This is a genomic window from Bradyrhizobium sp. BRP56 (assembly GCF_020194035.1).
GTDB lineage: Bacteria > Pseudomonadota > Alphaproteobacteria > Rhizobiales > Xanthobacteraceae > Bradyrhizobium > Bradyrhizobium australafricanum.
Genome location: NZ_JADYVV010000042.1, coordinates 22,612 through 36,181 on the forward strand (window position 1 = coordinate 22,612; position 13,570 = coordinate 36,181).

Annotated in this window: 12 protein-coding genes; 5 read left to right on the forward strand and 7 right to left on the reverse strand. The window is 65.4% G+C overall.

Translation table 11 applies throughout. From position 1 onward, the window contains the following. Positions 1-84: 84 nt before the first annotated feature. Complete coding sequence (locus I6F38_RS26645) at positions 85-879, reverse strand: alpha/beta fold hydrolase (RefSeq protein ID WP_225162421.1); 795 nt, start codon at positions 877-879, stop codon at positions 85-87. 154 nt (positions 880-1,033) lie between these two features. On the opposite strand from I6F38_RS26645, the gene I6F38_RS26650 reads away from it, so the two are divergent. From I6F38_RS26650 to I6F38_RS26660, 3 genes are all read left to right on the forward strand, one after another. Further along, a complete protein-coding gene (locus tag I6F38_RS26650) occupies positions 1,034-1,687 on the forward strand; it encodes a GntR family transcriptional regulator (protein ID WP_075969134.1) in 654 nt (217 codons plus the stop codon). After that, entirely contained in the window at positions 1,684-3,213 is a 1,530-nt protein-coding gene (locus I6F38_RS26655; RefSeq protein WP_225162422.1) for an aldehyde dehydrogenase, read from the forward strand. The genes I6F38_RS26650 and I6F38_RS26655 overlap by 4 nt, the downstream gene beginning before the upstream one ends. Before the next feature lie 78 nt (positions 3,214-3,291). Further along, positions 3,292-4,659 carry an MFS transporter gene (locus I6F38_RS26660; protein WP_028336020.1) on the forward strand — a complete coding sequence of 456 codons (1,368 nt, stop codon included), beginning with the start codon at positions 3,292-3,294 and terminating at the stop codon, positions 4,657-4,659. Positions 4,660-4,717: 58 nt separating this feature from the next. On the opposite strand, the gene I6F38_RS26665 is transcribed toward I6F38_RS26660, so the two are convergent. The 6 genes from I6F38_RS26665 to I6F38_RS26690 all read right to left on the reverse strand — a co-directional run bounded on the left by I6F38_RS26665 (position 4,718) and on the right by I6F38_RS26690 (position 9,732). Further along, positions 4,718-5,701 carry a carbon-nitrogen hydrolase family protein gene (locus I6F38_RS26665; RefSeq protein WP_225162423.1) on the reverse strand — a complete coding sequence of 328 codons (984 nt, stop codon included), beginning with the start codon at positions 5,699-5,701 and terminating at the stop codon, positions 4,718-4,720. Positions 5,702-5,714: 13 nt separating this feature from the next. Beyond that, a complete protein-coding gene (locus I6F38_RS26670; protein WP_057019026.1) occupies positions 5,715-6,242 on the reverse strand; it encodes a tautomerase family protein in 528 nt (175 codons plus the stop codon). Positions 6,243-6,345: 103 nt separating this feature from the next. Next, the gene (locus I6F38_RS26675) at positions 6,346-7,353 is read right to left on the reverse strand and encodes a helix-turn-helix domain-containing protein (protein ID WP_225162424.1); all 1,008 of its coding nucleotides are present in this window, start codon (positions 7,351-7,353) and stop codon (positions 6,346-6,348) included. A 350-nt stretch (positions 7,354-7,703) separates the two neighbouring features. Continuing rightward, positions 7,704-8,348 (reverse strand): GNAT family N-acetyltransferase, encoded by a 645-nt coding sequence (locus tag I6F38_RS26680; RefSeq protein WP_225162425.1) that lies wholly within the window; start codon positions 8,346-8,348, stop codon positions 7,704-7,706. A gap of 1 nt (position 8,349) precedes the next feature. Beyond that, positions 8,350-9,000: a 3-oxoacid CoA-transferase subunit B gene (locus I6F38_RS26685; RefSeq protein WP_018268725.1), complete on the reverse strand. Its 651-nt coding sequence runs from the start codon at positions 8,998-9,000 to the stop codon at positions 8,350-8,352. A gap of 24 nt (positions 9,001-9,024) precedes the next feature. Beyond that, complete coding sequence (locus I6F38_RS26690) at positions 9,025-9,732, reverse strand: CoA transferase subunit A (protein ID WP_016842309.1); 708 nt, start codon at positions 9,730-9,732, stop codon at positions 9,025-9,027. A gap of 244 nt (positions 9,733-9,976) precedes the next feature. Here I6F38_RS26690 and I6F38_RS26695 point away from each other — a divergent pair, with 244 nt between their 5' ends. Next, positions 9,977-11,941, forward strand: a complete 1,965-nt coding sequence (locus I6F38_RS26695) for an AsmA family protein (protein WP_069280107.1) — start codon at positions 9,977-9,979, stop codon at positions 11,939-11,941. Positions 11,942-12,101: 160 nt separating this feature from the next. Further along, a complete protein-coding gene (locus I6F38_RS26700; protein WP_225162426.1) occupies positions 12,102-13,487 on the forward strand; it encodes an ABC transporter substrate-binding protein in 1,386 nt (461 codons plus the stop codon). The last annotated feature ends 83 nt before the right edge of the window (positions 13,488-13,570 follow it).

Here is a 13,570-nt window from a genome sequence, read left to right on the forward strand (position 1 = left end):
AAACGGCATTAGCTGGGCGTTCTGCCCAAATTGTCGGCACGCCGCCGCGTGACCCGCGGCGCGATCCAGCCGTTTGTGCGTGCCTCAGGTGGGCGCGTTATGCTTGATCGCCAGGAAATCGCCGATCGTATCGAGGAACAGTTTTGGCGATTGCAGTTGCGGGACATGCGCACATCCCGGAATGACCCTCAGCTTGGCTCTCGGCAGGCCGCCTGCCAATTCGTATGACATCGGCGGCGGCGTCGCCTCGTCATATTCGCCGACCACGACGAGTGTCGGTACGGTCACGCTGCGTAGTTCGGCACGAAGATCGAGGTTCGCCAGCGCGTCACAGGCCGCGCAGAACACGTTGAGATCGGTGCGCAGGAATGCGTCGCGGCGATCCTGCATCAGCGCGGGATGCTGTGCCTGGAAATCCGGTGCGAACAGCCGGCGCATTGCAATGTCGGTGATCGCGGCGAGCCCCTTCTCACGTGAAACCCTGGCCATGTTGCGAAACGCCTCGCGGCCCGGCTCGGAGAATGCCGCACCGCTGTCGGCGAGGATCAGCCGGCTCGCGATCGCCGGGTGGCGGATTGCCATCTGCAGCGCGACGACCCCGCCATAACCATTGCCGAGCACGATGGCCGGCGCGCCATCAGCCGCGTCATGCACCGCGTCCGCCATCCGGTCGGCAATCGCGGCAAGGCCACCCTCAACCGCGCTCGACCGACCAAATCCCGGTAGTTCCGGCACGATGGTCCGAAACGAGCGGGCAAGCTCCGGCACGATCGCATCGAAGCTCGCGCGATCCGACAGCAGCGAGTGAAACAGGACCAGCGGCGGCCCCTCGCCCGACTGGGCTGCGTTGACTGTGCGGTTGGCCAAAAGCCTGTCCATCGTCGCTCTCTTTCAAATCGCGCCCGAAATTCGCGCATTTGGGCTCCGAAGCGCCCCTGCGGACGATTGATAAATCAAATCACCCGGATTTCAAGGATTTCAGCTTGACGTGATATTTCACAAACTGCATTTTACCGGGCAGGAGATCCAAAAAATGATCCTTCTCCGCGAGAATATCTACGAAAACCTGCGATCTGATATTTTATCGTGTCAGCTTGCTCCCGGTGATGAAATACGAGAGCAGGATCTGGCGGAGCGTTACGCCGTCAGCCGGCAGCCGGTCCGGGACGCCTTGCTGCGGCTCGAGCGCGAGCACCTCGTGACGGTGCAGCCCCGCCAGGGCTACCGGGTCAATCCGATCTCGCTGTCCGACGCCCGCGATCTGCTGCGCTTCCGCCTTGCGCTCGAACCGGCCTGCGTCGCCGAAGCAATCGAGAGCGCGCCCGACAGCATCCTGAAATCACTCGATGAATTCCGCCGCTTCTCCGGCAGCCATGAGGACTTCATCACCTACAATCGGGGCTTCCACTCGGCGCTGGCGCACGCATCGGGCAACCGCCGCATGGCGACCACGCTCTGCGACCTGATCGGCCAGGCCGACCGGCTGGTGCGCGTCAGCGTCTCCAATCTGAAGGGCCACGACCCGGCGAAGCTCGTGGCCGAGCATGTCGCATTGATCGACGCCATGCAGCAGCGCGAGGCACGCACCGCGGCCCGCATCATCAAGGCTCACATCGCGGCGACCGAAAAGCGCGTGCTGCCGGCACTCAAGCGCAACGCCGTCATCGTCGAAGAGAGGTCATCATGAACATTCCGTCGAAGCCCGCGACGATCGACGTCGAGATCCACGGCAACTTCATCGACGGACGCGAGGTCGAGGCCGGAGACGGCGAGATGCTCGACGTCCGCAATCCCGCGACCGGCGACGTCATCGCCCGGATTCCGAATTCGACCGCCGCGGATATCGACCGTGCGATGAAGAGCGCGCGCGCCGCGTTCGAAGGCAAGGCGTGGGGCGGGATGGACACGAGGGCGCGCGCCCGGCTCGTCAACAGGCTCGCCGACGCGTTCGAAGCCAATCTCGACGCGCTGTATCGGCTGGAGACGTTGAACAACGGCCGTCCCGTCAACGAAACCCGCGCGCAGCTGTCGCGCCTGCCGGATTTCTTCCGCTACTTCGCCGGACTCGCGCTGTCGCGCCGTGATTCCGTCATTCCGGTCGAGGGCGCGTATCTGAACTACACCCTGCGCACGCCGATCGGAATCGTCGCCAACTGCACGCCCTTCAATCACCCGCTCATGATCTTGTGCAAGTCGCTTGCCGTCGTGCTGGCGACCGGATGCGTCACCGTGGTCAAGCCATCGGAATACACGCCGCTGACGACACTGAAGCTCGCCCAGATCTTCAGCGAGGCCGGACTGCCTCCCGGCGTCTTCAACATCGTGCTTGGCCTCGGCCAGAGCGCCGGCAAGATGCTCGCCGAGCATGGCGACATCAACAAGCTTGTGCTGACCGGCGGGACCGAACCAGGCCGCATCGCGGGCAGTGCGGCGGCGAAGGTGTTCGCGCACCAGACCATGGAGCTCGGTGGCAAGACGCCGGTGATGATATTCGACGATTTCGACGTCGACCGCGCCGTCAACTATGCCGCGTTCGGCGCCTTCATCGGCGCCGGCCAAACCTGCGTTTGCGCGTCGCGCCATATCGTGCAGGCCTCGATCTACGACGAGTTCGTCGAAAAGCTGCAGGCCAAGACCCGCACCATCCGCATTGGCGATCCGTTCGATCCGAACACGCAGCTTGGGCCGGTGATCTCGGCGCGCCAGCGCGACCGCGTTCTCAGCTACGCGCGCTACGGTCATGAAGACGGCGCGCGGCTGCTCACCGGCGGCGTGGCCGCAAAGGTCGCGGGCCACGACAACGGCTATTTCGTCGAACCGACCGTGTTCGCCGACGTCAAATCCGACATGCGGATCTTCCAGGAGGAGGTATTCGGTCCCTTCACCTCGGTGACCCCCTTCAAGGACGAGGCCGACGCGCTCCGGCTCGCCAACGATTCGCCCTTTGGCCTCGCCGCCGCCATTCGCACCCGCGACGTCGCGCGCGCGCATCGCGTGGCCGCCGCGGTCAAGGCCGGGATCGTCTGGATCAACGATCACCACCGGCTCGATCCGGCCTCGCCCTGGGGCGGCGTTGACGATTCCGGCATCGGCCGGGAATGCGGCACCGAAAGCTTCGACGACCATTTCAACACCAAGAGCGTGATGGTCGCGACCCACGAACAGCCGTTCGATTGGTACCGCGACACGGCCAGCCAGCGCCGGTTGAACTAGCCGCAGTCGAGCAAAGCGGCAAACCGCCCACAGATGGCGGGCCGTATCACCGAGGAAACAGTCAAGGGGAGAGCGCATATGTCGACATCGGTCAATGCCGGGAGCCGCCTCGATCGGCTACCGATCGGACCATTCCACCGCCGGATCATGATCCTGATCGGGATCGGAATGTTCTTCGACGGTTTCGACATCTATATCGCCGGCACCGTGCTCGGCGTGACGCTGAAAACCGGGTTCTCGACGCTCGCCCAAAACGCCGCGTTCATCTCCGCAACCTTCGTCGGCATGATGCTCGGATCTTTCGGCACCGGCTTCCTCGGCGACCGTTACGGACGGCGTTTCACCTACCAGTTCAATCTGCTGCTGTTCGGCATCGCGTCCCTGGCGGCGGCGTTTGCGCCAAACATGGCCTTTCTGATTGCCTGCCGTTTCGTGATGGGCGTCGGTCTCGGCGCCGAAAATGTTGTCGGCTATTCCACGATGACCGAGTTCGTGCCGGCCCGGAGCCGCGGCAAGTGGCTCGGCTTCACCGCCGTCTGCGTCGTGACCGGCCTGCCCATCGCGCTGCTGGTCGCATCGGTCGTCGTCCCGCAATTCGGCTGGCGCGCGATGTTCGTGCTGGGCGGCGTCGGCGCCTTGATCGTCTGGTACCTGCGCAAGTCGCTGCCGGAGTCGCCGCGCTGGCTGGAGGCGGTGGGACGCACCGCCGAGGCCGAGGCGCTGATGCAGGCGATCGAGAAGGAGGCTTCCCAGGGGCAGCCCTTGCCGGCCCCCGCGGCTGCAACGCCGGCACCGGTGTCGCCCGATCTCGCCACGCTGTTCACCGCGCCGCTGCTGTCCCGCATGATCGTCGGCGCGGTATGCCTGATTACCATCAATACGCTGCTCTACGGTTTCGTGACCTGGCTGCCGGTGTTCTTCATCAAGCAGGGCCTGTCCGTCGCGACCTCGTTCGGCTACTCGCTGCTGATGGCGCTTGGCGCGCCGATCGGCTCGGCGATCGGCGCCCTGACCGCCGACCGCTGGGGCCGCAAGCCCACGATCATCGGCGCGTCGCTGATCTCGATCATCCTCGGCGTCATCTATCCGATGATCTCGGATCCGTTCCTGCTGCCGGCCGTCGGCTTCGCGCTGACCGTGCCGATCTATGTCCTGGTCGCGCTGTTGTTCGGCATCTATATTCCCGAACTGTTCCCGACCGAGGTGCGGCTGCGGGCATCCGGCATCGTCAACACACTCGGTCGAGGTGCCACCATCGTGACACCATTCCTGGTCGTGATGCTGTTCGAAGCGCGCGGCGTCGCCGGCGTGATGGCCCTGATGATCGGACTGCTCATCGTGCAGATCATCACCGTATGGGCGCTCGGCATCGAGCCGCGGCACCGCAGCCTCGAGGAGCTCAAGGGCGAGGAATCACCATCCGCAATTCCGCAGGAAGCTTCGTGACACGGAGCGACCTTTCTCGCTACAGGCTTTGACGGCGCGGGTTGCCCGCGCCGTCGCGTCATTCCCACATCTCCGGCGTGACACGCCCGGCCAAGCCGCAGTCGATGACCCGCTCCTGCGGATTGCGGTCGACGATCAGCCGCAGCAGGTCGGGGCGCGAATAATGGCCGCCGATATCGCACAGCGCCTTGGCGGCGAGCACGGCCTCCCGCGAGCCGTCCGCGATCAGGATGGTCTCGCCCTGCGCCGGACCCGCGATGACCTCGCCGCGCGGATCGATGATGACGCTGTCACCGCTGTACTCGATCGTCGAGAGTTCGCGGTAACGTTCCGGCGTGATTTCGTGCGAGCGCATGCCGCCGACCGCGATGACGTAGCAGCCGGCTTGCGAGGCGAACGCGCGCGACAGCAACAACTGCCGCGGCCAGAGCGGCGTCGGCGACGGTGGCGCCACCGCGGGCTCCCGCCCCGGCCACGCCGCGACGTGGATCTGCGTTCCCTGCGCGGCCAGCGCATAGCCGGGCAGCATCGTGTTGTGCTCCCAGCAATTGAGGCCGCTGATCCGGCCATAGGGCCGCTCATGCACGCGCAGACCCGCCGCATCGCCATCGGCCCACACCGAGCGCTCGTTGAAGGTGGGCTTGAGCTTGCGATGGCGGCCGAGCAGCCGTCCCTCGCGACCGATGAACAGCAGCGTGCAGTAGACCGTGCCCTTGGTCACGGCATCGCGTTCGGCGACGCCGATCACGACATCGATGCCGGCGGCCTCGGCGGCGGCGCAGAGCCGATCGGTCGTGGGCGAGGGAATCTCGACCGCGTTGTCGAGATATTCGGCCATCGCGCGAAACGTGTTCGGCCTGGTCGGCGCGTGACAGAAGAAGGGATAGCCGGGCAGCCAGGTCTCGCCGAAGGCGGCGATCGTCGCGCCCATGGCGCCGGCCTCGCCGATCAGGCGGCAGGCCTTCTCCAGCGAGGCGTCGCGATCGAATGGCACCGCGGCGGCCTGGACCGCCGCGAGTCTGAAATGCGTGTCGGATGTCATGGTTGTGCCCGCGTCAGTCGACGCCCTTGCGGGCAGCGTCGAGCGCGCCCGCAAGCAACTCCAGCGCCTTGACGCGCCGCCGTCGCGCCAGACGCGCCTCGCCGACCTTGCGCTCGTGCTCGCCGGCGATGAAGGCCTGGATGTCCGGCAGCGGACGAATGACGCCGCGGCTGCCCCACTGGCCGTCGGGGATCTCTGTCGGAAACACCCAGACCTGCGGCGCCACGTCCTCGAACGAACCGCCGGCGGCGCGTACCACCGCATCGGTCACGTCCTTCACCAAGGCCGCGCGCGAGGCTTCGGTGTACTGCCCCTCGGGGACCGTCGGGACGATGCGAAATCGTGGCGATGGCGACGGCCGGCCCGCCACATAAACGGCGGCCGGCCGATGCAGGAAGACAACGGTGACGCCTTGCGCAACCTTGTTCGCCGGATCGAACCCCTCGTGGCCGATCAGGATATCGCCGAGCTCCTTGATGAGCCGCGCTTCCGCTTCCGGCTTCAGGGCTCCTTCGGGAATTGTCACGTCGATCATCGGCATTGAGGCGACCTCCTGTTGTTGACAGGACGAGGTCTATGCGCGGCGTACTCCCGGCAGCAGTGGCAGTATCGCCATTCTTAGGGCAAATTCGGACACGGCGTTCTCAGCTCGCGGCGACCCTGCGCACGAACCGGCGCTGGTATTCACGGGGCGAGAGCCCGGTTTCGCGCTTGAACAGACGACGGAAGGTCGACAGATCGTTGTAGCCGACGCGCGCGCTGACCGCGTCGAGCTTCAGCCGCGTGGTTTCGATCAGGCGCTTGGCCACGTCGACCCGCAGCGCTTGCAGATATTGCAAGGGCGCCTCGCCGACCGCCAGCTTGAAGCGGCGGTTCAACGTCCGCTCGCTGACCGAAAGGTCGCGGGCCAGTCTGGCGAGACTGAAGCCCTGTTGCAGCGACTTCTCCATCATGCTCTGCGCCCGCGCAACCAGCGCGTCGGAGTGCTGCGTGTCGCGCGCGCGGCTGGCATAGGGTGCCTGCGAGATGCGATTGCTGTCGATCAGCATCAGCTTGCCGGTCTCCGCGGCCACGTCGGCACCGGCGAACTTCTCGACCAGCCGAAGCGCGAGATTGAGCGAGGTGGTCACCGCGCCCGAGCAGACAATGCGGTTCTGCTCGGTGAGGATCTCGGCGACGCGCAGATCCACCGCCGGGTAGCGCATCGCGAATGTCCGCCCCTTCGCCCAATGGGTGGTCGCAACCCTGCCGTCGAGCAGGCCGGCCTCGGCGAGGATGAAGCTGCCGGTGCAATAGGACGCGAGCAGGGTACCGCGCTCATGCTGCCGCCGCAGCGCCGCGAGCAGCGGCTCGACGGTATCGAGCCGGGCGAAGAAACGTTCGATATCGCCGACGAACGGTCCCGGGATCACCACCGCGTCCGCCGAAGACCGCGCGCCGATCGGTCCATCGACGCCGATGATCTGGCCTGACGCCGTCTGGACCGGCCGGCCATTCAATGATTCGACGCGCCACCGCAGCTGTGACGGCTTGCCGCTGTGACGTCGCGGCCGCCGCGTCGTCACCGAATTGGCGGCCGTGAACACGTCGACAATCCCCGCCACACCCGAAGCGAGGATGCCGTCATAGACCCAGATCCGGATAAGTGGCATGGCCCGTGTCCGATTTTGCACAACATGGCGCAATTCTGCCATTGCATGGACGACCGGACAAGCCGGCGAGGGCGACGGGCGCCGAATGCGCCGCGCCGTGTGGCTGCCCGACGGGAAACTCAGCAAAAACCTGTCAACTCGGACAAACCATGTCGCGAAAATGCGGGCGTATGACTCACAAACCGTGCCGCACACTCACTGTCGTCCCGGCGAAGGCCGGGACCCATAACCACCGATGCGAATTGTCATGCGCGATTGCAACGACGAGTCCTGCCTGCGACATCCGCCGCGGCGTATGGGTCCCGGCCTTCGCCGGGACGACAGATGTATATGTGGGCCGTGCGCCCTGTTCACATCGCCCGCGCAAATCTGCGAAAGCCCGGCGCGCCGGTCAGTGCTTCGAAGGCGGCGTCGCGCTTCTCTTCGGCGAAGGTGAAGCCGGCCCTGGCGTAGCAACGTTCGGCGGCGTCGTTGCCGATCAGGAACGAGATCGAGGCCTGCGTGTAACCGGCCGCCTTGCCGTCGGCGAGTGCGCGGCGGATCAAGTCCTGCACCAGGCCGCCGCCGCGATGGGACGCTTGTCGGGCGACATGCTCGATCAGCCAATCGCCCTCGCCGCCCTGCACCCAGCAGTTACGGGCATAGCCGCCGCGCGCGACGATGGCATCGGCATCCATGCCGGTCTCCGCTGCGACTTCCTCGATCGCCGCACGTGCCGCGACGACGGTTCCGGATGCCGGCATCGCGCACAGCGCGGCGGCCGGCACGCCATCGACTTCAGCAATCAGGAAATGGGCGACGTGATACCATGACCGCACCCGCGCCACGGCGAGCCGCGTCATGAACGCCAGGCATTCCGCCTCGCCCCGGTCGAGCGCGATGTCGAACCAGCCACGCGGCAATGGGCCGCGCTGCGCGGCCAGGACGATGCGGGCGATGAAGCCGGCGTCGTCGGATCGTGCGGGACGGATCGACGATCCTCCCGCGCCGATCATCTCAGGTGTTCTTCAGCGCGACGCGGAATTCGGCCTCGGTCTTGGCCTTGACCTCGTCGAGCGTGACGCCGTCGGCAAGCTCGATCAGCGCCATGCCGTCCTTGCCGTGCTTGTCGATGGTGAACACCGCAAGATCGGTGACGACCATGTCGACCACGCGCTCGCCGGTCAGCGGCAGGTTGCACTGCTTGAGCAGCTTCGGGCCGTCCTTGGCGGAATGCTCCATCACGACCACGACGCGCTTGACGCCGGCGACGAGGTCCATGGCGCCGCCCATGCCCTTCACCATCTTGCCGGGGATCATCCAGTTGGCGAGGTCGCCGTTCTGCGCCACCTGCATGGCGCCGAGGATCGACAGATCGATATGGCCGCCGCGCACCATGCCGAAGGAATCGGCCGACGAGAAATAGCTGGTCGAGGGCAGCTCGCTCACCGTCTGCTTGCCGGCGTTGATCAGGTCGGCGTCGACCTCGTCCTCATAGGGGAACGGGCCCATGCCGAGCATGCCGTTCTCGCTCTGCAGGCTGACGTCGATGCCGTCGGGGATGTAGTTCGAGACCAGCGTCGGGATGCCGATGCCGAGATTGACGTAATAGCCGTCGCGCAATTCCTTGGCGGCGCGGGCGGCCATCTGTTCACGGGTCCAGGCCATGTGGCTCTCCTGAAGAAATGGGTTTTAAGCGGCGGGCCGCGGACGGGTGTTGCGGAACTCGATCCGCTTCTTGCCGGTCCCGACTTCGACGATGCGTTTGACGAAGATGCCGGGGGTGTGGATGTGGTCCGGATCGATCTCGCCGGCCGGCACCAGGTGCTCGACCTCGGCGACGGTGACCTTCGCGGCGGTCGCCATCATCGGGTTAAAGTTGCGCGCGGTCTTGCGGTAGACCAGGTTGCCGGCGGTGTCGCCCTTCCAGGCATGGACGATGGCGACGTCGGCGAACAGGCCGCGCTCCATGATGTACTTCTCGCCGTCGAATTCCTTCACTTCCTTGCCCTCGGCGATCAGCGTGCCGACGCCGGTCTTGGTGTAGAAGGCCGGGATTCCGGCGCCGCCGGCGCGGATGCGCTCGGCCAGCGTGCCCTGCGGGTTGAACTCGAGCTCGAGCTCGCCGGCGAGATACTGCTGGGCGAACAGCTTGTTCTCGCCGACATAGGACGAGATCATCTTCTTGATCTGGCGGGTCTCCAGCAGCCGGCTGAGGCCGATGCCGTCGACGCCGGCATTGTTGGAGACGACGGTGAGGCCCTTGACGCCGGACTCGCGGATCGCGTCGGACAGGGTCTCGGCGATGCCGCAGAGGCCGAAGCCGCCCGACATGATCATCATGCCGTCCTTGAGGAGACCATCGAGTGCCGATTTGGCGTCGGGATAAACTTTGTTCATGCAGCGAATACCTGATGGAGGGCGCGGAACGGCTGTGGCAAAGCGGATTATTAGGCGAAATCTTCGCAATGCGTCAATCACGGCCCGGTGCGGCGACGGGCGGCGGCCCGCGGCAGCAACATGGCCTTGAAAGCGACAAGAAAACCCTTCAAGTTGCGTGGGTTGGCAGGGGCCTCCGGCGAGAGCCCGCTGTGTTCGACGACGACCCGACAAAATTCAACCCGACCCGGATATGTCATTGACGATGGCCCAAGGAATTAAGCGCCTGGGGATGCCGATCGCGGCGCTTTTCGGCCTGGCACTGGTCGGGCTGGTCGGAACGTCGTGGTTCCTCAACCGGGACGCGCTGCAGCGCGCGGTGGAGGCGCAGATCCGCGCCGTGACCGGGCTCGAGCTCGTCGTCAACGGCCCGATCGACGTCTCGGTTTTTCCGGGCAGCTACGTCTCCTTTCATAATGTCGGGCTGAAGGGCGCCGATACCATCGGTCCCGCCCTCCAGGTCGACGTGCTGACCGCCAATCTGCGCCTGCTGCCGCTGTTGCTGCGGCGGTTCGAGATTGCCGACGTCATGATGCTCCGTCCGCATATCCATGTGGTCCGCGACGGCGCCGGCGAGAGCAACTGGACGCCGTTCGTCGAGACCATCGCCAAGGCGATGACGCCCGGCGCCGAGAACCAGGTGTCGTTCTCCGAAATCCGGATCCAGGACGGCGAGCTGAACTACCAGGACGGCACCAACAACATCTCCGAGCAGCTCGGCGATATCGACCTGTCGCTGGCCTGGCCCTCGATCTCGCGCTCCTTTGCCGCAACCGGCCAGTTCGACTGGCGCGGCGAGCGCGTCGACGGCTCGATCAGCGCCAGCGACTTCGTCGCGCTGCTGTCGGGTGACCGCTCCGGCCTGAAGGCGCGGCTCGCCAGCGCGCCGCTGAAGGTTGCTTTCGACGGAACCGTCGCCAACCGCACCAGCCTGATGATGGAAGGCGTCGCCACCATGGACTCACCGTCGCTGCGCAACGCGTTGCGCTGGATGGGACAGGCCCCGCCCGGCGGCGGTGGCGGCTTCGGCCGCTTCGCGCTGAAGGCCCGCGCCAATGTGGTCGGCGGCTCGGTCGCGCTCACCAATGTCAATGTCGAGCTCGACGGCAACGTCGCCGAGGGCGTGATGACCTACGCCAATAACGGCCGGCAGACGCTGCAGGCGACGCTTGCCGCCGGCAATCTCGATTTCACGCCTTACATCTCGACGTTCCGCCTGCTGGCCAGCGGCCAGCGCGACTGGAACAGGCAGCTGTTCGACCTGTCCTCGCTGTCGTCGACCGATCTCGACATGCGCCTGTCGGCGGCCAAGGTCACGGTCGGCCCGTCCAAGCTCGGCCGCACCGCATTCGGCGCCAATCTGCGCGGCGGCGCGCTGGCGCTCAGCGTCGGCGAGGCGCAGATGTATGGCGGCATCGCCAAGGGCTCGTTCGCGATCGCGCGCTCGGATGCGGTCGCCGACGTCAGGGCGCAATTCCAGTTCACCGATGTCGATCTGCAGGCCTGCGCCAGCGAATTGTTCGGCATCAACAAGCTGTCCGGCCGCGGCAACCTCAACGTCTCGCTGACGGCCTCTGGCTCGAGCCCGTTCGGGCTCGCGTCGTCGCTCGACGGCACCGCGACGCTGAACGGGCATGACGGCGCGATCGCGGGCTTCAATGTCGAGCAGCTCTTGAAGCGGCTGGAGAAGCGGCCGCTGTCCGGCGGCGGCAATTTCCGCTCCGGCTCGACGCCCTACGACAATCTCAGCATCTCGGTGAAATTCGCCGACGGCGTCGCGACCGCTGACGACATTCATGTCGAAAGCCCCACGGCGAAGATCACGCTGACCGGCACGGCCTCGGTGCCGTCGCGCGAATACGATCTGAAGGGCGTCGCCAGCCTGACCTCGGCATCGGCCGGCGGCAACGGTTTCGATCTGCCCTTCGTGATCCAGGGGCCGTGGGACGATCCGCTGATCTTCCCCGATCCGGAAAGCCTGATCCGCCGCTCGCCGGCCTCCGCCCCGCTGCTCGATGCGGTGAAGGATCGCAAGACCCGCGACGCGGTGCGCTCGGTGATCGAGCGCTTCACCGGCGGCGCCGCACGGCCCGCGGCCGCGCCCGATGCTGCGGCAGGCGCGCCCGGTAGCGCACCGGCAGCGTCGGCCGAGAATGCGAAGTCGAACTGATCGAATCCATTCACTTTGCGCATCGATGCACCGGGACCGATCCACGCGCTCGCCGCAAACCCCTACGCAAGTCGGCGGCGCGACATCTTTATCGGGTCACGGGCATGCGCTAGTGTTTTCTCCAACCGGTTAAAAAGCCGGCCTCATGAGGGAGAACAACGTGAGATCCAAGGTTATCGGTGCGCTATCAATTGCGGTCGCCGCGGTCGGCCTGTTCGCCGCAACTGCACCCGCTCTCGCCCAGGGCAAGACGATCACCGTCTGGTGGGGCAAGGGATTTTACAAATCCGAAGACGACGCGCTGCTCGAGACGATCAAGAAATTCGAAGCCAAGACCGGTATCAAGGTCGAACTGTCGCAATACGCGATCCAGGACATGATTCCGAAGACGGTCGCCGCGCTCGATTCCGGCACCGTGCCCGACGTCGCCTATTCCGACTCCTACGACGTGCAGGCGCAGGGCAAATGGGCCTATGAAGGCAAGCTCGAAGATCTCTCCGACATCCTGCTGCCGATGAAGGATGCGTTCGCGCCGAACACGCTGGAGACGGCGCTGCTCTACAACGACGTCGCCAAGAAGAAGGCCTATTACGGCTTCCCCCTGAAGCAGCAGAGCATGCACGTCCAGATCTGGGGCGACATGCTCGAGAAGGCCGGCTTCAAGGCCGCCGACATCCCGACCAAATGGGAGGATTACTGGTCGTTCTGGTGCGACAAGGTGCAGCCGGCGATCCGCAAGGCGACCGGCCAGCGCATCTACGGCGTCGGCCAGCCGATGGGCGTGGAATCCACCGACTCGTTCCAGTCGTTCTACACCTTCATGGACGCCTATCACGTCAAGCTGGTCGACGACGACGGCAAGCTCCTGGTCGACGATCCCAAGGTGCGCGACGGGTTGATCCACGCGCTGAAGGACTACACCGACACCTACATCAAGGCCTGCTCGCCGCCCTCCTCCACGACCTGGAAGGACCCGGACAACAACGTCGCGTTCCACAACAAGACGATCGTGATGACCCACAACTTCACGATCTCGATCGCGGCGAAGTGGTTCGAGGATTCCACCAACCCGGCGCTGACCGACGCGCAGCGCGCCGCCGGCAAGCAGGCCTATGAGCAGGACATCATCACCGCGTCCTTCCCGAAGGCGCCGGACGGATCGACGATCCGCTACCGCTCCGACGTCAAGACCGGGCTGATCTTCGCCAACGCGAAGAACAAGGCGGAAGGCAAGCAGTTCATTTCCTTCCTGATGCAGGAAGACAATTTGCGGCCCTATGTCGAGGGCGCGCTCGGCCGCTGGTTCCCGGTGACCAAGGCAAGCCAGGCGAGCCCGTTCTGGCAGGCTGACCGGCATCGCAAGGCGGTCTACAATCAGTTCACCGGCGGCACCGCGCCGTTCGACTTTACCAAGAACTGGAAGTTCACCATCCTGAACAACGAGAACGTCTGGGCCAAGGCCATGAACCGCGTCGTCAGCGAGAAGGTGCCGGTGGACAAGGCCGTCGACGAACTGATCGCCCGCATCAAGCAGGTCGCGGGGTAAGGCAACCGATGATGGTCGCCGCGAGCGTATGCTTTGTCGTCCCTGCGAAAGCAGGGACCCATACGCCGCGGCGGTCGTTTTGA